Here is a 19,573-nt window from a genome sequence, read left to right on the forward strand (position 1 = left end):
CCAATACTTGCGACCTGAGACTTTCACAACAACCTCATCAAGATGCCAGACATCGCCAGGACGACCTTGCCGCTGTCGCAATTTTCGAGCGATCTGTGGCCCGAACTTGATGACCCAACGCCGGACGATCTCGTATGAGGCGTCGATCTCTCGTTGCAGCAACAATTCTTCAAGTTCGCGGAGGCTCAAATTGAAGCGGACGTACAGCCACACCGCGTGAGCAATGATCTGGGGAGGAAATCGGTGGCGCTTGTAGCTGATGGGCGATGGCGTCATTGATGTCACCTACGTCCAATGCCCGACATGCACAACCAAACAACGGTTAACGTGACAACACCAGCTGCGTCTATAGTCGTCCAACGTGGCTTTGGAACTTCGATCACTCTCACATAGTAAAATGCGTTGTTATCCGGATCAAAATCTAGGTCTTGCCAATACGCGGCGAGTTTCACGGAACCGATTGAGTTGCTGCATGTCGCGTTTTCAACGTCTACCGTCGAGCCCACTGGTTCGCGTGCGGACCATCCTCTCCAATTTCTCGGCCATCGGCGACGGCCACATCAAAGATCCGCTTATACACACACCTGCATCCCGGGTCGAAAGCAACGCAAGACAACCGTGAACTACGTCAAACGCCGATACAAACGGCGTAACCGGATTGAGATCATGTTCGACAGGCTCAAGGACTGGCGGCATGTGGCCACACACTACGACAGATGTCCAAATGTCTTTCTATCAGCCATCGCTCTCGCTGCCACCGCCATCTATTGGTTGTGAACCCTGACCCTAAGAACCCCGTCGAAATCCCAGGCGACATTGGTGTTTGGATCACGTGCGATACCCGATCTACTCATATGTTCGTCCTATACCTTCTGCCCTGACTGATACCCCCGCAAGTACTGGGAAACGAACTCCGTCAATTCCGCCCGGACCAAATCCGGTTCCAAGGCGACAAACCGCCCCTCCAACGAGAGCTTGATTATGCCGTGCACAGCAGAAAACACGGTTCGCGCACGCAAAGCCAATGTGTCTTCATCTAAGTTGGGGCTCAATTGCGATAACGGGCCGATAATCTCGGCAATGAGCACCGTGTGTTCTTCAAGGTGCCATTGCGGGACAGGTACTCCTGGTTGCATACGGTGATCAAACAATGCGGCCCACAGGTTCGGGTTCGCGGTACCGAAATCCAGATAAGCCAACGCCAGCGCAAGAAGCTTGTCCTGGGGCGCGGTTTGTAACGCAGAGGCGGTCTGCAATGACGTATGCAAGCGTGCGAGTGTGCGAGAGTTGACCGCCAGGATCAGAAGGTCCAGATCCTCGAAGGCGTTATAAAGACTGCCGAGAGCACATCCGGCATCTTTTGTGACATCACGGGCGCGCAATGCCGCCAAACCTTGCGTTTCAATGCGCTTTTTTGCAGCAATCAGGATTTTTTCCTTCAGAATTTCTTTTTTACTTTTAGCCACTTAATCCTCTTGGTTCCAAATTTACTGAACAACGTTCATTTTTTATTTGAACAATGTTCAGAATCAATTCATAGTCACCCCATGAACAATGTTCATAAATGAGGAGCCAACGATGTTCAAACAGTTTGCCACTTTAATAAGAGGCCGGGCCTTTGAGGCGGCATCCGTCGTAACCGACCGCAATGCTCTGCCTATTTTGCGCCAGCAGATCCGGGACTGCGCCCATGCTGTCCAGATGTCCCGCAAGGCTGTTGCTGTCGCGATGGCCCAGAACGAACAGGAAGTTAAGCAGCACGAACGACTGACCCAACAGATCGCGGGCCTCGAAGCCCGCACTTTGGATGCGCTGCAGAAAGACCGTGAGGATTTGGCAAGAGATGCGGCCGAGACAATCGCCCATCTCGAAGCAGAGCGTGATGTATCAACTCAGGCGCAGGCCCGGTTCGATACTGAGATCGCCCGCTTACGCACCGTCCTGCGCGAGGCTGAAACCCGGTTGCGGCAGCTGCAGCGTGGTCAGCGCCTTGCCACGGCCACCGACAAAACGCAGCGCCTGCAACAAGTGGCACCCGACAGCGGTTTATCCACTTTGCGTGAAGCTGAGGACACGCTTCAGCGTTTGCAAGAACGTCAAAGCGAAATGGATGCCACAGCGCGCGCCATGACCGAGTTGGAAGCGACTGGTTCGGCCGAGAATATGCGTGACAGGTTGGCCGAAGCAGGGTGCGGTAAGCCTTTGCGATCAAGCACTGATGACGTGCTCGATCGCCTAAAGAAAAAGGTGAAAAAATCCGACAAAACGAAATCGAACTGACGACCAAACTGAATTTAGCCGACAAAAAGCTGAAAGGAATTTATCCATGAATGCCGAAGAAAACCTGAACCTGCCGCAGTCCAACGCCTGGAACATGTTCACTATTGGCTCGTTCATTGTCGCGGCAGCGATGATGGCCGGCGGCATCTACTTCCTCGAAGCCAGCTTTGCAGCAAAAGGGTTCTACTCCATGTCTGCGCTGATGTTGGTGCACACCACCGTTTCGATCACAAAGACCCTGCGCGACCGTGAAGAATCGCAGCGTCTGCACAACCGGATCGAAGACGCAAAAACCGAAAAACTGCTGAAAGAGGTCGGCGAGAATATCGCTGCCTAAACAATAACCTCGCGCATAGACAGGCGCGTTCGGCTGGGGGTGGCACCATTTGCTGCCCCCAGTCTTAACGCGTTGAACAAGACCCTGCCAGTCGGCACAGAAAAACGATCCGAGACGGCTGCGCATGTACCCGGATCATCTGCCGGCGCTGCAGCAGGCCATCCCACCAAGCCACGTGCAGTAGCTTGCAACCAGGATCGATAAAACGCCCGGCCTGCCTCGATCATCGACCCGTTTTCAGGCCAGTGGAATAGTGCGATTGCCCCTGCTTCACGGCTGCGCGCAGCCTCACCCGACAGGTGCGGGCCAAGGCCCAACACCGCCAACAGGTCATAAAGCCTGCCACCAAGAACGAATGGCGCGAACCTTGCGGTTGTTGTATCCATGGCAAGCACCTCTCGGTTCAAACCATCGATGTGGTAGTTCGGATCGACATCACGCAAACGCATCCAACTCAGCAACTCCGAACGAAAGGCTCTGGATCGCACAACGCGGGCTGATGCGATGTCGATTTGCTTGGCAAGCCACTCGATCTGGGCCGCATCTTCGACCAATGTCATGTGAGCGCTGCTCCAGTTCTCAAAGGCACCTTGTGGGGGAGGTGCAAAGCCCCCGCGATGTGTCAGACGTTTCGACGCTTCCACGGCCAGCTTTGCATCCTCTGTGTCGGCGGTCGCCTTAGGAGCAATGCAGGCAATCTTGCGCAAACCTGCCTCCTCCGGCTCGTCTGATACGGTTACTTCTGCACCAACCCCGCGCGCAGCCAGGGCCAATACGGTGCCTTCCACCGCCGCACCGCACGAGACTTCCAAATCGCGATCATTAGGATCACCTACAGGCAGGCGCCGTGACAGATCGGCGTGGACTTCTATGCACGCCGCAACCTGCCGCCATCGCGCTGGCTGCGTATTATGCGCCGAAGGGGCAAGCATCGCTTGCGCAACAATTTCTTCGAATTCCATGCGGTCCACTACACCAACTCCTTGGAAAACAGATGCAGCCTGTGAAGCGGCGCAGCCCCGGCTTTTTCGGTTTGTCGCAGGCTGGCCGTATTCTCGTCAGCGATCCAAGTACCGCCAACGGTATTGTATCCGGCGGCAATCATGTCTCGTGTCATCTCGCTCAGCATCAATGGGTTGGCCGAACGACCTTGAAACTCTGGCATTACACCCTGAAAAATGACCACTGCACGATCACGGCGAGCTTTGTAACGGAGATAGTGATATGGCAGGGACAGACGCAATCGCGACCCGATCCGACGGAGCAACGGGTTGAGATCAGGAATGGCGATCACGGCACCCACTGGAGCGCCGCGATAGTGCACAACCTTTGAAATTCGCGGGTCCATGATCCACTTCATGTCTTTAGCCTGAAAGTGGAATTCTTCGGCGGTTACCGGAACAAACATGGGATTGTTTTTGAAGCTGCGGTTCAGGATGGCACGGGCATCCTCAAGCCTCTCAGCGATGGTCGCGCGGGTGACGGGTGCGAAAGAGAATCCTTGATCCAGCAACTGCCTACGTTGCACGTCGGGTAAGACTTCCGGGGTTGGATTGGAATCCAGGCGACGCTCGAAGGTGGTCATGGGAAAGTGCGGCTGAAACCCATTCGCCTCAAGCAGCCCCGGCAAGTGCGGAGGCCCCCAAATCTGGTCGGTAAAAGGTTGCTGATCGAAACCACCCGTCATGATTCCAGCTTGTTGCATCGCAGTCAGGTTGAAGTTACCAACCAGTCGGGTCATGCCTTTTCCACGGATCCAATTTTCTGCTGCTTGCAGTAAAACTGTGGCGACCTCGGGGTCATTTGCGCAATCAAAGTAGCCAAAACATCCTCGCGCTTCGTGGTGCAGGTCGTTTGATCCCCGATGAAGGTGAGCCGTGATCCGACCCACGGGCTTGCCGTACCGTTTCACCGAGAAAAACGTGAATTCCGATGCGTCGGAGAACAATGGGTTCTCGATCGACAAAAAGCGTTTCAAGTCCGCCTTCATCGGTGAAACATATGGGGTGTCGGCTCCATAGGCGTGAAACGGGGCGGCGAAGAAACTTGAAAAGTCCCGTTCCAGCAACTCAATCATGCTTGCCCCTCACTCACCAGAACCTGCGCCATCCTCTGGACCGCGCGCAAAGCGGTACCGGTGCTATCCAAAGCCGCGATTTCGGGACTGTTGAGCATGATCAATTGCAGAGGGGTGTCAGACAAGAAAACCGCATGGGTTGCATCGAAACGCGAGAACAGCCAATTGACTTGTTCGTCATCCGTGGCCCCTAACTGTTGAACAGGTGTTGCCGTGAAACTGGCGCGCAGTTCATTCAGGTTCATATCCGCCAAGTCCGCCTCGTCCACCAAAAACGCATCCGGAGACCCGGCAGCCCGTCGAAGCAATTCCAGGCTAACCTTTGGGCCATGCCCGTCCGCATCGGCAATCTCACGAAGGGCGATCAACTGGCGATCCTCAATCCGCAAGGCAATCGCTGCTTGCCATATCGCCAACAGCATGAGCGAGGCCAAAATAATCGTCATTACCTGCAGGCCAGATCGCATATCCATTGGCACAATCCCCAAGACGATCAGTGAAAGCAGAGCGGCCACCACAAATACAATCCCGAAACCATGCAGAGTATCCCACGGTCGCAAACCGGAGCGGTTCATCGCAATCGACAACCAGCACAGCCCCAGCACCGCCACTCCACCCAGCCTGACCGGCAGGTCAAGCGATGTCCCACGCATGAAATCCGTTGCCAGAAACGGCAGGATCAATAGGAATGACAGGCTTATCAAATTGATGGTTCTGTTTTCCGCATGTGACAGGCTGTCCCTATCGCGCCGCAAAACGAACAAAGCGACGCCACCTAATCCAAACAGTTGGAACAGCATCAGCCCCGCAAGTCTTTCAAATTCGATATTGCCAAACTGGAAAAGACCCAACAGCCCGAACGTCACACCCCCCCACGCACAGAATTGTTTCAGCACCGGAGGCGCGTGGCGGCGCACAAGCCCCTCGGACAAAACAAGTGCCGTCAAAGGGATCAATGCTGCGCAGATGCTTGTGATCGCCGAAAAAAGCCACCCCCAGCCACCCCAGTGGCCAATCCGCGCCAGCATCAGGACGACCAGCACCCACAGGCAGAATTGAAACCTTCTGGCAATTTCCGGCCTCTGCACAAGGTCCTTAAGACGCAACAACACGGTTGCTGCACCCAATGCCGCACATAGTGAAACCCAGGCATCCGCCAGAAAGGTCGCCATATCTGTCATGGAGTCAGCAACCTTTCCATCTGCCGTCGAACCAACGGACGCATCAGCGTGGCAATAAAGCTTGGCAAGGGCCGCTCGACCCTACCGGTGTGAGGGTTCAAGAACCAACCTCGATAATCCGCGCCATGCGACCGCCCCAGAACAGCTTGAAGCGCCTCTCCTCCCATCAGTGTCCCTGCCATGATCACCATCGGCGCAAAGGACATACGGCTGCGGGTTCCGGCAATCACCTCACCTGCCAGAGCCAAGTCAACGTGGTGCCGGGAGGACGAATGGGTCAGTACGTATTCCGCCTCGGCCATTGCTGCCGCATCTCGCATCTCCGAGGTCAGCTCATTCCAGTTGGTGCCGCGTGTGGTGTAATCCAAACGCTCCTCGGGCATCGGATCGCCCGGCACTGTGACATAAACTGACGGCAACGGAGACGCATACGCGTCAATTACTGCGCGGCCCTTGGCCCGCGCAGTCCGATACAGCAGCAAGCTGGCGCCAAGATCGTCCGTGCCATTGACCACCACATCTGCGCTTTGAACCAGACGCTCCACATGGTCGGTCCAATCGGCCCCAAGCACTTCAATATCAGCCTCAGGGTTGATTTGCAGACACTGATCACGGGTTGCCTGAGCTTTATCTTGATCAACGGTTTTCAGCGTCGCAAAAAGCTGACGGTTCAGATTGGACACTTCGAACGCGTCCAGATCAGCCAAGATCAACCGACCCACTCCAGCACGGATCAGGGTCATGATTGCACTACCCCCCATTCCTCCGGTTCCACAGACGAACACGCTGGCGTTGCGCAAATGGGTTTGTTCATCTTCGGAAACAAATCCGAGATTGCGGGTGGTGAACTCCTGATAGGTAAAGACCGTCATTTTTTTTGCTCACGTGGTCTGAGGATGCCGAATTCGTGTCGCGTATCGGACCATTGCCAGAGCGGCATCGCCAATCGCTGCAATACCGCCGCGAAGACAGCAAAGGTGAGGGCAGCTACTGATCCGCGCGGAACTTCGCGACCGACATAGGACAATGCCGTCGGCATATCCATTTGTCCCAACTGCAGGACGTCATCGCCCCGGTCATAGTCAAGCTGGTTCTCGCAGAATTCATTAACGACCTGATCGCGATGTTTCGGCGCATCTTCGAAGGTTTTCTTCAAATGATCCGACCCGCCCGTGTAGGCGTTGGTGATCACAAAGCGATCTTCGTCAAACCCCGCATCAGGACCGACGCCAAATATATGACGGTGATGCCGCATGATGCTCCGCGCCATATGCAGATGCAGAAGGCTACGCCGGTTCTGAGGTTCGGGCGGTGCCGCTGGAAAAACCCGAGCAAAGCCGTGCCCGACCAGCCCCACCACCGCCGGGACTTGCGTCACATTCGAGACCCAGAGAGGGCGCATACCGTTTCGAAACAGGATCAACACACATGTCAGACCATAGAGAACCCAACTGAAGCCCTGGCTGCGAAGGTCTGGATCAACCATCACCAATCCCAGATGCAAGACCTCTTCGGATCGATGGCCCAAATTTACATCCATCAACGCCAAGGCATTAAAGGCAACAGGGGTATTGTCATCCCTGCGCGAAATCAGAGTAATCACCGAATGTGCAAGCCGATCGCGATCTCCAGCAAACACGCCGTATTTCAGTTCCCCGTCCGGCAGCGTTTTTGACGCCACGCTCCGCAGATCCGCGACCAGATTGTCCAGCTCATTGCCTGGCATCCACAGGCCAGGGCGTTCTAGAATACGTACGCTATAGCCGCCCGGGATACCTAAACGAATATCCATGTAACGCTGCGAAGCCGCGTTGATAATTGCGCTAAACAATTCCTGTTCCCGTTAATTTCTACTCATCTACGGATCCGAACGAAGTTTCGGCAAGTCCACTACTTGAGATCAATTTTTTCTGAAGTCGCATAGCTTTGCCATCAACAGGTTTTTTTCTTTTCAGCGCAAGTCGTGAATTCCAGAAGCATTTAACTTTGCTGTCGCTCGCCAAGTTCTTTTTCATCCACTGCTCCAAGGTCTTTCTGTCCGCAATCGCCCTCGCCGCAACCGTCATGTTTTGGCTTTGAAATAAGAATGAGTCCTGACCCTGGGTTCTGGATACTTCAAGATTTGCCAAAAATGTGTAGTCCGCGACGATCAGGAAAGTCCGCAGCTTGTGAGTTTACAGCTTCAAAATCGTTGCGCTTTGCATGAATGGTCGGAAACCGCGCTGCGCCGCGCCATGGAACTTCTTGCTTGCCCAGGGTACCTGGCACTGCGAGCGCGCGCAGCTAGATTTTGACACTTCCGCTCAGGGTTTTTCGCGATGATCAGCGAAAGTGCAGAATGCAAACCTGTGACGTGAGATTAAGCGTCGAGGAACGGCCTGCTCTGAAACCCGATTTTCCTGCCATTTGTGATTAGAGTTTTCCGGGACGAATCCTTGGCTGGGAAAAGGAACGGAAGCGATGAAAGCAGCGCGTCAGACAGGCCGTTCGCTGCGAGCGCAAAATCTCAGTCCCGCCGAGCTTACAGATCGCAAGTTTATCACAACCTGGCGGAAGCCACAGATCATCAACAACGATTTCTCTGAATCATGGCAATCCCCTTATGCCCAAAACCCTGCTACACGCTCTACCAGCCAAAAGGAAGCAATCCCGCCGACTACATAGCTCGTCGCTGTATTCCAGATTTGCCCATTCTCCAATCTCAAGTGAGCAAACACGGGTATCATCCGAGACAGCGCGGCACCGAGCAGCAATACTACCGCGACGAACAGGATCTGACCAATCTCAACTCCGATGTTAAAGCCGAGCAGTGCAACAAAAATATCGCCTTCAGGTAACCCAATCTCACTCAGAGCACCGGCAAAGCCCAGACCGTGCAGCAGCCCGAACGAAAACGAGACAATCCATGGCCACCGCTCGGACAGGCGTGAACCAGAGGAATTTCGTTTCGCGATTTCCACCGCAAGAAAGACAATGGAGAGGGCAATGACCGCTTCGACCGGCGGAGACGGAACGTGCACCAGCCCCAGAGATGCCAGCGCCAAGGTGATGCTGTGGGCCAAGGTGAAGGCCGTAATAGCACCCAACAACCGCCAGCGATCGCGGATCAGTACCAGCAGGGCAAAGACAAAAAGAAGATGGTCAAAACCCTCAAGAATGTGGTCGGTGCCTAATCCGATGTATGTCAGCAGAACCGAGAAAGATGAGACATCGGTAGGAACCTCAAAGACTGTCTGGTCAGGTATCAAACGCGCGCTTACTTCCGGCAGATCCATGAGATCCAATCGAATGAGCACATCGGTCTGAGTGTCCTGAAGTCCGGGAATGGAAATCAGATCGCCCGCCAACTCATGTGAACATTGAGTGGTCCAATCTGAAATCCACGCCGATCCGTCATACCAAGGCTGTGGAGGTGATGCCGTTTCGCAGTGCTCGGGAAGTAAAACGCTGATCGCCATTGGTTTTTGGCGGACATCCGGTTTCCGCCAGAACAGGCGGTACACGTCCGGCGACCTTTCGGTGATCTGCAAGTATCCGGGCTCGAGCGCATGGGCTTTTACAACCGATGGCAACAGAGCTGGCAGCACCAAAGTGGTGATGCAGACAATTATAATCCGCATCAGTCCGTTTCCTGATCAGTTTGAGCCACAATTATCTGATATTTGGCCTCGAGTCTCTGCGCGAAGGCTTCCTTGGCTTCTTCTTGTGTGGCCTCGCGCCATTTCGCGATGACTTGCGGCTCCACCTCTTCAATATTCTGCAATTCCGCGTCCTGTTTTTCGATCACACGCACAACATGCAGGCCAAAGGCCGAGCGAACCGGTCCCCCCCATGTGCCAATGGGCATTCCCTCCAGCCCCTCCGCGAATCCCGGGCCAAAGACGCCATCAATTTTCGCGCCGGTAGAAAGCGCCATTTCAGATGGTAATAGACTGGATCGCTTCACGCTTTTGGGGCTCTTTCCGGCGTTCAGATCGTCGAACAATGCGTTCAGGTCGAGAACAGCGCCCTCATCCATAAGAATTTGCTGAAATGCGATCTGTTGTGGTTGAACAAATTCTGTCTCGTTGGCCTCGTAGAACTTGTTCAGATCCTCTTTGGTTTGCGGCTGCGCCGTAGAAACCGATGCCGCAATGAAATCCATCTTTTGGCGTAACCGGTTGCGAACAACCGCGTCATTTTCATCCATGCGCAACGCTTTGGCTTCACGCACCATGATTTCGTCGCGAACGAGGTTCGTAATCAACGTGTCCAACTCTTCCGAAGTTGGGTTCCGCCGCCAGGTCACCTCAAAGCGGTTTCGCAAAAACTCGATATCATCCTGGGTAATTTCGATGGTCAGATCATCTGGCTCAGATTCCATGCCGTTCGCCAGGTAAAACAAACCGAAAATTCCAACTCCAATCAGAAGAAAATGGAGGAAAGGTTCGTTTAGGGCTCGGCGCAGTGGGCTTTGAGGCATAATTGATAAGTCCGTTTTGTATAACAAAAATCCGTCAGTACACAGCTGCGGGGCGCGACACGTGTCGGCCCCGCACTCCGTGAGAGAGTGGCGCAAGTTCGCCGGCGATTCAGGGGACCGTGGGACTGGTGACCTGAATTGGCGATCCGCTCAAATAGCCAAAGGGGTCGGCTGAAATTGGCTTTTTGAGCGGATGAGCGATTACGCTCTGACCGGCTTAATCAACTTGGCAGAATTGGATTGCACAATTTTGAGCAGTTGAGCAAAAAAGTCGAATTTCTTCAAAGAAAAAACAAGGACAAATCAGGGACAAGCGTGATGACGATCAAGCCGATGAGCATCAAACCGACAAATGGTATGACGCTGCGCATGATCAACCCGAGTTTTTCATGGAATGCGCCTTGTGCGACGATCAGGTTGATGCCCATTGGTGGGGTCAAAAAGCCGATCTCAAGGTTCACGATCATGATGATGCCCAAATGGATTGGATCGACACCAAAGTTGCGGCCCAAGGCCACCAGTAGCGGGGCCAGAATTACTATCGCCGACATTGCGTCCATCAGGCAGCCAACGATTAACAGAAGGACATTCACTGCAAATAGAAACGTGAGTTTCGAGTCGATGAACGTGCCAACCGGTATTGCCAAGTTGTTCAGGCTGAGTGATCCAGCTATGTGGCGCTAATGAACATCCCAACGATCATGCCACGCCTTAAAGGCTTTCGTTTTCCGCGTGAGATCATTGCTTACGCGGTGTGGGCTTACCATCGCTTTGCGTTGAGCACTGCTGACGTCGAGGATCTGTTGGCCGCGAGGGGCGTGATCGTCAGCCGGGAAGCAGTTCGGCTGTGGGTCAATCGCTTTGGTCGACACTTTGCAGATTGCGTCAGGCGCGATCGTCAAAGGCCGAATGACAGGTGGCACATGGATGAGGTTGTGATCATGATCCGAGGCAAGAAGCACTGGTTGTGGCGCGCGATCGCCGCAAACGGCGACACGCTCGACATTCTCGTGCAGACTCGCCGAAACGCGAAAGCTGCAAGGCGCTTCTTCAGGTGGCTGGTTGCCAAATTCGGCGAACCCAGAGTCGTCATTACAGACAAACTGCGCAGCTATATCAAACCAATCAATGTACCGGCACCTGACGCTGACCACCGAGCCCACAAAGGCCTCAATAACGCGATCGAAGTCTCACGGCAACAACTTGGCAATACCCATCGAAGTTGCGAACATGATCCGAAAACGCCAGTTCTTTGACACGACGAATTCTGGTTTCAGCAATTTGCCCAACTGGCAGGATACGTGTGTCTTGCGAGAAGCCGACAATCGCTTCATCAGTAGTTTTCGGCATAGCCAGACAACTCAACGCGGTAAGATTTTTGCAGCAAAACCAGTGAATAGAAGTTAATTGACTAAGAAAAGATAAACTCGTCGATCAGCAAAATTGGCTTCTGCGGCTTAGGTTCTGAAGCCTTTTGAACGGGTGCCGTCGTAGGCGCAACATCCGCGGATGCCGCGGCTTTGGCCTGGCCTTTTCGAAGTTCAAGTTGATTCAACAAGAAGAAAACACCTGCCCTTTGACCCCTCAAAGCCTCAGGTACAGTTACTGGCCAAACCTGTACTTTCTTTGGAGAGTTCTTCATCAAAGGAACCTTCGGGACCAAGCTGCTTTGCAACACAGTATTTAAAAAGAAGTGCAAGTTGGATGACAAAATACAATTTTTGCGAGTGGCGTGTCTTTTCTACCAAAAAGCCAAATCCATAGCATTTGAGCCGATTTGGAAACAAACGACGAAATCGATGTGCCTGAACCGACCCCGCACGATGACGCATTTGCAAAATTCCCTACGCGCGGCCCCTGCGAACGCCAGAACACTTACTTGCACATTCTGCAAAACTTGGCGAAGGCAGGATTAAGCAACCCACGATCTGCTTTTCCAAAAAGCGTGTGCCAACTGATCCGTCAAAGGGTTTGAGCAAGCAGCGAGGTCTTCCGGGGTGTATTGATCAAGAATGGCTCCATCCAATCGGATACGGCCGCTTGTCGGAGACCAAACTCCGGTCGATACACGCGCCAATGTGGATTTTCCAGAACCCGAAGGGCCGATCACACCAACGGCCTGACCGGGTTCAACTTTGAAATTGACAATCCGACGCGACGCTTGTGTCGCCCCGGTGGAACCCCGTCAGATGCTGAACTTCAACCAGAGCTTTCAGGCGCGGCAATGTGGTTCTCGGAGCGCTGATTGAAATTTCAGCCAGCACCCTGGCCAATTTCTGCCATCCGCTTCTGGCGCGCTGCACCAGAGCCCATTAGCCGATCACCAGATCGACCGGAGCAAGCCCACGTCCCATCAGGATTGATGCTGCGATCATGACACCCGGCGACATCTGGCCCAACAAAACCAAATATACGCCAAGACCCAGCATTGCGGACCGCAAAAACAACCGGAGTTTCTTCCAAGCGGTAGAAACTGAACCGCCCATATCATTGGCGTGCGCGCTTCTTACAGTGCAATGACGTGAGCCCGATGCCAACGGGTGACAAAATTGCCCTGCATACCCAGGCTCCGAACCATTTCAGCCTCAGAGACGGGCTAATCGGCCCTGCGGTCCGCCGCGTAACATGCCATACCCGCCCTGGCTCGGGCCGCTCGTGTCGTGGTCTGAATAAGGATAGTGACCACGATCAGGACAAACCCGCCTGCGAGAGCCAAAACACCAAGCCATGGACGAAACATCGCAATGCCCAACAGAAAAATCGGGGTCCATGGAAGATCAAACAGTGCAACATGTATACCGGCGAGGAAAAGAAGCGTTGAACGGCCTCCAGGTCTTTCTACTGGTTCTCGGTTTGGTGCGTATTGTTTTCCCGCACCGCCTTGCGGAGGATTGCGTCGAAAACCCGTTTGTCCAGCTTAACCTGAAACTTGGCCCCCAACCGGGCCAAAACGCGACCCCGAGCCCAATCCAGAATGCCCATCATGAGGAACTGGAATGACATCAACAGGACTAAGGCGGCCAGCGTTTCTTCCGACCGACTGCCCAGTACGCGATCATAGATCTGCAGCATGAAAGGTGGGCCGATCAGCTTCAGCAGGTTCACAAATGTGCTGAACAAACGAACGCACCAAAGCAAACTCCGGCTTTCTCGGCGAATAGCATTTAACGCCTTAAATCCGGACGTGCGGTCTGACTTCAGCATCCGCACCTCCGTTGACAGAAAGTATTCTGAGAGCCCGCCATAGCGATGACCAAATCAACTAATTAAAACACTAGGTTCTGGACTTCGGTAACGAGCCTGTCCCAGTCAAGCTGTTTTGCGCAGAATGCTTGAACCGCCAAGGCGGTGTAACTTTATCTTGTTCGTGTTCGCCCTGCGTTCTGTCGCGGCCTACGGGTGAGATCCTTTGGGTACATGCCTGGGGTCGTGGTCAACGCTTTGGTTGCCAGCACGTTGCTGGTCCGATGTAATTCCGATGTGCCCATCTCATTGGCGTGCTGGATTGAAGTCAGCGACTGTCCTGACCACGGCATCATCGGAACCACGTCCCTGCGGGACCTCCAAAGCCTGCGATCATGCAGGCGAAGGGTGGGTTAACAGACGGCCAAGCCATTTTCGATGCGACATCAGGTTGGGCCTCAGTACCCTCAACCCAAATTCGATGGAGGATGACAGCAATACGCCGCGCAAGGGTGACCATCGCAATTTTACGGCCTCGGTGCTGGGCGATCTGGGCCCCCATGCTCGCAGCCATGTCGAGCGTCCGCGGTTCATCATGACAGTTGCAGCCTGGCACAACGCCCGCTTCAGATTGATATCCCCGGCCTTGGAAATGCACCCGAGACGTCGCGCTCATCGGATTGATTGCGCGAAGGCGTCAGGCCAATCCAAGGACCGACCCTCTTCGAAGATCAGAAGCGCGCTGGATCATCGACGGCTGCACGGAAGGTTAACGCCACGACCGCACAGATCCTCGGCATCGTCATCAAACGGAGGCAAACCGGATCGTCCTAGGTAAGCTGGCGTACCTGATTCTCAAGGTTTGCAAACGCCTGTCGCAGGGCAGCTCTGGCTCGCAGCATTGGCTCAGTCGCGGTCTCCAGAATGAGGTTGCCTTCCGCCACTCCCGTATGCGGGCCTCGAACCTGCCGCGAGAGATCGCACCGACCTTGAGTCCAAAGTTCCGTAGCATGCCTCTCAGCGACAACTCCAATGCAATCATATTCTGCTGAATGGATTTTCGAGCGCCGCGTACAGCGCGAGCTTCCTGAGTAGAGATGGATTTCAGTGAACAGGGCGAAGCCAGCCAAGATGAAGCAGGCCGCAATCCTTTCGGCATCCCGCCGATCCGTCTTGATTGGCATCGCTTTCAGCGCCCTTTTGACCTGACAGGTTTCCATAAGCACAGCATCCGGGCCCAACTCTGCCAACCCCCGACGCAATCATTGCGACAAAGGCTCAGCTTCAAGACCAATCGCTGCGATACCGCCACCCAAACCGCTCAACCCACGGACCAGTACCTCCGGATCGCTCGCGGCCTCGGCCTACTTGATGATCTCACCATGCTCGCTGATCACGCAGATTGCGGTCTTCGCGAGCGATGCATCTAAACCAACAAACAGTCTCATCCCGTACTCCTTCGTATGGGTTCAATACGGGAATGGCGGCAGAGCAGTGACAATCCGATAAGTGGTAACGGCGATGCGCGACGCAGGTCCCGTTACGGCATCTCATTGATTAACAACCAGAACAATACGGTAGCGGCCAGAGAAATAGCTGAGAGGAAGACCTTCGGGCATCTGTCATAGCGAATGGCCACACGGCACCAATCCTTAAGGCGCCCGAACATGATCTCAATCCTGTTTCGTCGTTTATAGCGGTGCTTTTCGTAGCGGACAGGTTTGTCGCGCGATTTTCGGCCTGGAATGCAGGGCCTTATTCCCTTACCCGTCAGGGCTTCGCGAAACCAATCCGCATCATGGCAGCGAGCACGCAACAGCCAATCAGCCGATGGATGGCTGTTCACCAAAGCCCTGAACCCCGTGTAATCGCTCACCTGCCCGGCGGATATGAAGAAACTTACCGGGCGTCCGATGCTGTCAGGAATGGCGTGCAATTTCGCATTCATGCCGCCCTTTGTCCGGCCCTCTCGGCTGCATCCTCAGGATGCGCCTGCCGGGCAGCGGATCAGCCTGCCGCCCCCTATTTCAACCGCAGGCTGGAGGCCGTGCGGTGCGCTTTGAGGCATGTTGTGCCTACTGCCCGGCAGGGCATTGCGCAGCAATGTCCCGAGAGGGGATCATGATGGTCTTGTGATCGGTTCCTACCGCAGCCAGCCCGGCCATGATCCGAGCGAACACATCATATCGCTCCATCGTTTCCAGCGGTTGTACAGCGTCTTTGGCGGCCCATACTCACGAGGGCATCGGACCACCTCAACCCATTGCGATTGAGAAATTAATCCCACTCAACACACGCCGGTCATCAACCCTCGGCTTACCGCAGGACTTGGGGGAAATAGGGCTCCAGACGCGCCTTCTGCGCATCGCTCAGCCAGAATAGATCAGACATGTCACCGCTCGTTTTTCGAACCGGGAATCACGCCGCGCGTGCGCAGATCATCCTTGCTGATATAGTTAAAAACCGAAAACGGGCACAGGCAGGCATTCTTTTGTGTTATCTCGATTTCGGGCAACAACGTCTCGCTCCGGTCTATACCGCCATAGAGGAGGATCACAGTGTCCTGTCCCGGCGCGTCCTTGTAATCCTGCACAATGCTACAGCCAATAGGGTCGTAAGTAATGCGCGTTCCTTTTCCGTCAAATACGCGGTTGGCGATTTCTTACAGGTTGTCGCTGTCCTGAACGATCACATGGTCGTATCTCAGTGTCAAAAGCGCTTCGCGTTTGGCTGAGGTGCGGCCGGCGGCAATTGAGGTCGCACCGATCTTGCGGGCTGAGCGTCATGGGGCCAGCGTTTGCAACAGATCACGCCACAGCTTGAGGATATCTGCCGCGCCCAAAAGGGCGCGACGGTAAGTGAGGTCCAGGTTAAGAGATTTCATAGTCCGTGAGCGACACTTCGTGCGAGCGTTGCCAAAGCTCGGCGGACGTAAAGGGATAGTTCTGCGTCACCCTACCCTTTTCGTTCTTGTACCAGGAGTTTACTTTGGAAAAGCCCCAGGCGCGCAGGCGGTTGGCTGCGTCTATGCGCTCGTTGTAGTTCCAGTAAACCTTTTCCTTGACTTCGATGCTGCGCGCCTCGCTTTCCAGCAACGTACGTGCGGCGTCGAGGATGTACTTGACGGTAAATTCTGACCACAGGAAAGCCGAACCACCATGCACCACCTGATTGGTGTTGGGACCATAAATCATGAACAGGTTCGGAAAATTCGGAACCGTCGCACCCAGATAGGCCCGCGCGTCGCCGTCCCACATGTCATGCAAGCTGACGCCATCATGGCCGTAGACCTGCATCGGCATCAGGAATTTCGATGCCTGGAACCCGGTACCGTAGACGATCATGTCGAACTCATGCTCATGCCCGTCCTGATCGCGGATGCCCGTCTCGGTGATCTCGGCGATGCCTTTGCGGTTCATCACAACGTTGTTTCGGCGCAGGGTTTTTGCCCAGGCACCATTGTCGCGGATGATGCGCTTGCCGCCCAGAGGGCTGCTGTTCGGGATCAGATGTTCACGCAGGTCCGGGCGGTCTTCAATCTGCGCTTCCATCCAGTCCGTGATCGCCTGACGGGCCTGATCATTCATGGCCGATACCGCTTTTTCCGTCGGCGGATAGTCAGGGTCGACCTTGACCCCGTCTAGCATGCCCACCGCACCCGGAATGGCCAGAGTCACCCGGTACCACATGGAATAGGTCGGAACGTTGACCATCAACCACTTCAGTCCCTCAGGCACTTTTTCGTGCAATAACGGTGTCGGCAACAGCCACGGCGTGGTGCGCGCAAACACGGTGACGTTTTCAGCGGTCTTGGCCAGCTGCGGTATGAACTGCAGTGCGGTGGCGCCCGTGCCGATCACGCCAACACGTTTGCCTTCGTAACAGATGTCGTGATCCCAACGGGCCGAATGAAAACTGGGGCCGGTAAAGAGCTCTTGCCCTTCGATGTCAGGCATCATCGGGCGGTTCAGCTGACCCACGGCGCTGACCAGCATGTTCGAGTTGTGGTTCAGCGTTTGGCCCTGATGATCAATTGTCAGATCCCACTGGTTCGTTGCTTCGTTCCAGCGGCACTCAGTGACCTCTGCATTGAAAACGATGTTGTCGCGAATGCCCCACTCGTCGGCGACGGCCTTGAGGTATTCAAGAACATCCGCACCGTGGCCGTAGAAATCCTCCCACAACCCGCGCATGCAGGCGAAGCTGTAGAAGAACGAGTTACAATCCACACGTGCCCCGGGATAGTGGTTTTCGAACCACGTCCCGCCAACCTCGGGGTTTTTCTCGAATATGGTAAAGGGCACGCCCGCCTCCTTGAGGCGCATGGCGGTCAGCATTCCCGCCTCTCCCGCGCCGATGATGGCGACGGAAAATTCGCGTTCGGGGGCCAGGCGGGCCTTGTTCCAACGCGGGCGCCGCAGGTCGAACCCATTCAGCACGGCCTCTTCGTGATTGAGAGGGATAAAGGCATCCATCTTTTCGCCCATTTCGGGCATCATCCAGTTTGCGACGGTTCGGATTTCCTCCGCCGTGGCCGCGGCATGGGTCTCGCCGCCCGCGTCGCGAAAGCTCTTCAGGCGGGCGGCGCATTCTGCTCGGACTTCAGCTTCGGTGTCGGGCGTCATACCGCTGATGGCAACGCCGTATTCCATGACGGGGCGCCATTCATCCCTGAGCAGCGAGTAATCTCCGGTCAGATGCGCGCAGGTGACCAGCAGAGCCGGTATGTCGGCATCCTTGATATTGGCGTCGATCTCCGCGTCCGAGGCGGTGAACTTGGGGACGTCATTGGTGAATTTCATTTTCGTCGTCTTTCTTTTGCAGGACCGAAAGGCGCGGGGCGGACGCGTCGCGCACACGCCGCCCTGGCCGTTCGTCAGTTGGAGATGTTGACCTGATAAGTGGCCGAGAACCCTTTGGGCGCGGCAATCGCAACCGATTTATCCGTTGCCTTCAGGGTTTCACTATCCACGGCCTCGGGGATCGGGTTGACGAAATTCATGGTCAGCGAGCCTTCGACCGCACGCACAGCCATGTCCAGCGCCACACGACCCTGAGCGACTGGGTATTGCGTTACGAAGCCTGGCAGTTCGCCGCTTTCGACCATGAAGTGGATGGCATCGTTTTCGTAGGCCGGAACCATTACAAAGTCATATTTGCCGGCAGCCGCCAACGCGCCCACCGCGGCCTCGACAGCCGGGGCACCACCGTACATGGCGTTCATCTCGGGATAGGATTGCAGGGCGTCCTGAATGAGGCCCAGCTGCACCGCCACGCCCGAGTCGCCAAAGCGTTCGCCGATCACCTCGACATTCTCATGCGCGGCGATGTCGCCCTTGAAGTGATCATTGAACAGCTCGGCCCAGCCCGAGCCTGCAGGTCCCGGGAAGGTTACGACCTTGCCCTCGGCGCCGTCCAGCATACCGGCCATGAATTCTGCCGAAACCTTGGTCATGTCCGGGATATCAGGATAAACGCGGCCGGCGATAGGCGCTTCGGCAATGACGTTCAGCACTGCGACCACCGGGATACCGGCCTCGTTCGCCTCTTTCAGCTTTTGCGCCAGACCGCCCTCGGAAATCACACCCGCAACGATGGCGTCATAGCCACCAGCCAGGCAGTCATCGAACTGCGCCAGCTGACGCGGCAGGTTGGCATAACCGCCCGCCTCAAAAAGGGTCATGTTGACGCCCAGACGTTCGGCCTCTTTGGCGATGCCATAGTTGATGGCCAGCCAGATTGAATCCTTCAGATGCGGGAACAGGACGCAGATGTTGAGCGGCTTTTCAGCCTTTTCCAGTGGGGTATAGGCGGCCTCGGCCCGGTTTTCGACGCCATTTGTGGCATCCATCACCTTGAACGGATACCACTGATCCTCGGCCGAAGCCGTTGTCGCGCCGACGCTCAGCGCCAGTACCGCAGCGGTCAGCTTGAATGCAGAAAGTTTCATGTCTGGGTTCCTCCGAGTTGTCCCCGCCCTCCTCGGCGGGTGATGCTTGATTTCGTTGATCCCGCATCCGTTTGCATGCTAGCAAAAAGTTAGCGTACGTTCA

Annotated in this window: 20 protein-coding genes and 3 pseudogenes; 5 read left to right on the forward strand and 18 right to left on the reverse strand. The window is 55.1% G+C overall.

Annotation, left to right across the window (positions count from 1 at the left end; translation table 11 throughout):
* Positions 1–276 (reverse strand): annotated as a pseudogene (locus MHN28_RS22500) (IS6 family transposase); the annotation flags it as partial.
* Between the two features lie 5 nt (positions 277–281).
* Positions 282–506, reverse strand: a complete 225-nt coding sequence (locus tag MHN28_RS22505) for a DUF3604 domain-containing protein (RefSeq protein ID WP_370645789.1) — start codon at positions 504–506, stop codon at positions 282–284.
* Positions 507–585: 79 nt separating this feature from the next.
* Between MHN28_RS22505 and MHN28_RS22510 the strand changes: the two are divergent.
* Positions 586–777, forward strand: a pseudogene (locus tag MHN28_RS22510) (transposase); the annotation flags it as partial.
* An 86-nt stretch (positions 778–863) separates the two neighbouring features.
* Here the strand turns inward: MHN28_RS22510 and MHN28_RS22515 are convergent.
* Positions 864–1,466 (reverse strand): TetR/AcrR family transcriptional regulator, encoded by a 603-nt coding sequence (locus tag MHN28_RS22515; RefSeq protein ID WP_239345037.1) that lies wholly within the window; start codon positions 1,464–1,466, stop codon positions 864–866.
* Between the two features lie 112 nt (positions 1,467–1,578).
* On the opposite strand from MHN28_RS22515, the gene MHN28_RS22520 reads away from it, so the two are divergent.
* Together MHN28_RS22520 and MHN28_RS22525 are read left to right on the forward strand one after the other, a co-directional pair.
* On the forward strand, positions 1,579–2,280 hold the full coding sequence (locus MHN28_RS22520; RefSeq protein ID WP_239345039.1) for a PspA/IM30 family protein: 702 nt from the start codon (positions 1,579–1,581) through the stop codon (positions 2,278–2,280).
* Positions 2,281–2,326: 46 nt separating this feature from the next.
* Positions 2,327–2,617, forward strand: a complete 291-nt coding sequence (locus MHN28_RS22525; RefSeq protein WP_239345041.1) for a YiaA/YiaB family inner membrane protein — start codon at positions 2,327–2,329, stop codon at positions 2,615–2,617.
* Here the strand turns inward: MHN28_RS22525 and MHN28_RS22530 are convergent.
* The 8 genes from MHN28_RS22530 to MHN28_RS22565 form a co-directional block, all read right to left on the reverse strand.
* Complete coding sequence (locus tag MHN28_RS22530; RefSeq protein ID WP_239345043.1) at positions 2,614–3,588, reverse strand: hypothetical protein; 975 nt, start codon at positions 3,586–3,588, stop codon at positions 2,614–2,616. The two genes, MHN28_RS22525 and MHN28_RS22530, sit on opposite strands and share 4 nt — an antisense overlap.
* Positions 3,588–4,694, reverse strand: a complete 1,107-nt coding sequence (locus MHN28_RS22535) for a hypothetical protein (protein ID WP_239345044.1) — start codon at positions 4,692–4,694, stop codon at positions 3,588–3,590. Before MHN28_RS22535 ends, MHN28_RS22530 begins: the two co-directional genes overlap by 1 nt.
* Entirely contained in the window at positions 4,691–5,875 is a 1,185-nt protein-coding gene (locus MHN28_RS22540; RefSeq protein ID WP_239345046.1) for a hypothetical protein, read from the reverse strand. Before MHN28_RS22540 ends, MHN28_RS22535 begins: the two co-directional genes overlap by 4 nt.
* Positions 5,872–6,747: a ThiF family adenylyltransferase gene (locus MHN28_RS22545; RefSeq protein WP_239345048.1), complete on the reverse strand. Its 876-nt coding sequence runs from the start codon at positions 6,745–6,747 to the stop codon at positions 5,872–5,874. Before MHN28_RS22545 ends, MHN28_RS22540 begins: the two co-directional genes overlap by 4 nt.
* A complete protein-coding gene (locus tag MHN28_RS22550; RefSeq protein WP_239345050.1) occupies positions 6,744–7,667 on the reverse strand; it encodes a hypothetical protein in 924 nt (307 codons plus the stop codon). The genes MHN28_RS22545 and MHN28_RS22550 overlap by 4 nt, the downstream gene beginning before the upstream one ends.
* A gap of 808 nt (positions 7,668–8,475) precedes the next feature.
* On the reverse strand, positions 8,476–9,405 hold the full coding sequence (locus tag MHN28_RS22555) for a HupE/UreJ family protein (RefSeq protein WP_239345052.1): 930 nt from the start codon (positions 9,403–9,405) through the stop codon (positions 8,476–8,478).
* Between the two features lie 89 nt (positions 9,406–9,494).
* On the reverse strand, positions 9,495–10,238 hold the full coding sequence (locus tag MHN28_RS22560; RefSeq protein WP_239345054.1) for a peptidyl-prolyl cis-trans isomerase: 744 nt from the start codon (positions 10,236–10,238) through the stop codon (positions 9,495–9,497).
* A gap of 380 nt (positions 10,239–10,618) precedes the next feature.
* Positions 10,619–10,984 (reverse strand): TRAP transporter large permease subunit, encoded by a 366-nt coding sequence (locus MHN28_RS22565; RefSeq protein ID WP_255733584.1) that lies wholly within the window; start codon positions 10,982–10,984, stop codon positions 10,619–10,621.
* Positions 10,985–11,020: 36 nt separating this feature from the next.
* Here MHN28_RS22565 and MHN28_RS22570 point away from each other — a divergent pair, with 36 nt between their 5' ends.
* A complete protein-coding gene (locus MHN28_RS22570) occupies positions 11,021–11,593 on the forward strand; it encodes an IS6 family transposase (RefSeq protein ID WP_255733585.1) in 573 nt (190 codons plus the stop codon).
* Between the two features lie 656 nt (positions 11,594–12,249).
* Here the strand turns inward: MHN28_RS22570 and MHN28_RS25145 are convergent.
* The 3 genes from MHN28_RS25145 to MHN28_RS22575 all read right to left on the reverse strand — a co-directional run bounded on the left by MHN28_RS25145 (position 12,250) and on the right by MHN28_RS22575 (position 13,541).
* Positions 12,250–12,486 carry an ATP-binding cassette domain-containing protein gene (locus MHN28_RS25145; protein WP_370645795.1) on the reverse strand — a complete coding sequence of 79 codons (237 nt, stop codon included), beginning with the start codon at positions 12,484–12,486 and terminating at the stop codon, positions 12,250–12,252.
* Between the two features lie 163 nt (positions 12,487–12,649).
* Positions 12,650–12,784 (reverse strand): hypothetical protein, encoded by a 135-nt coding sequence (locus tag MHN28_RS24890; RefSeq protein ID WP_255733586.1) that lies wholly within the window; start codon positions 12,782–12,784, stop codon positions 12,650–12,652.
* 391 nt (positions 12,785–13,175) lie between these two features.
* Entirely contained in the window at positions 13,176–13,541 is a 366-nt protein-coding gene (locus MHN28_RS22575; protein ID WP_239345056.1) for an ABC transporter transmembrane domain-containing protein, read from the reverse strand.
* Positions 13,542–14,617: 1,076 nt separating this feature from the next.
* On the opposite strand from MHN28_RS22575, the gene MHN28_RS25150 reads away from it, so the two are divergent.
* On the forward strand, positions 14,618–14,950 hold the full coding sequence (locus MHN28_RS25150) for a hypothetical protein (RefSeq protein ID WP_370645791.1): 333 nt from the start codon (positions 14,618–14,620) through the stop codon (positions 14,948–14,950).
* 110 nt (positions 14,951–15,060) lie between these two features.
* On the opposite strand, the pseudogene MHN28_RS22585 reads toward MHN28_RS25150, so the two are convergent.
* From MHN28_RS22585 to torT, 4 genes and pseudogenes are all read right to left on the reverse strand, one after another.
* Positions 15,061–15,911: pseudogene (locus tag MHN28_RS22585) on the reverse strand (IS5 family transposase).
* Position 15,912: 1 nt separating this feature from the next.
* Positions 15,913–16,113 carry a hypothetical protein gene (locus MHN28_RS22590; RefSeq protein WP_239345058.1) on the reverse strand — a complete coding sequence of 67 codons (201 nt, stop codon included), beginning with the start codon at positions 16,111–16,113 and terminating at the stop codon, positions 15,913–15,915.
* Between the two features lie 277 nt (positions 16,114–16,390).
* Positions 16,391–18,322: an NAD(P)/FAD-dependent oxidoreductase gene (locus tag MHN28_RS22595; RefSeq protein WP_239345059.1), complete on the reverse strand. Its 1,932-nt coding sequence runs from the start codon at positions 18,320–18,322 to the stop codon at positions 16,391–16,393.
* A gap of 74 nt (positions 18,323–18,396) precedes the next feature.
* On the reverse strand, positions 18,397–19,470 hold the full coding sequence (gene torT, locus MHN28_RS22600) for a TMAO reductase system periplasmic protein TorT (RefSeq protein WP_239345061.1): 1,074 nt from the start codon (positions 19,468–19,470) through the stop codon (positions 18,397–18,399).
* Positions 19,471–19,573: the final 103 nt, after the last annotated feature.

Source organism: Ruegeria sp. Ofav3-42, from assembly GCF_022347725.1.
Taxonomy (GTDB): Bacteria; Pseudomonadota; Alphaproteobacteria; order Rhodobacterales; family Rhodobacteraceae; genus Ruegeria.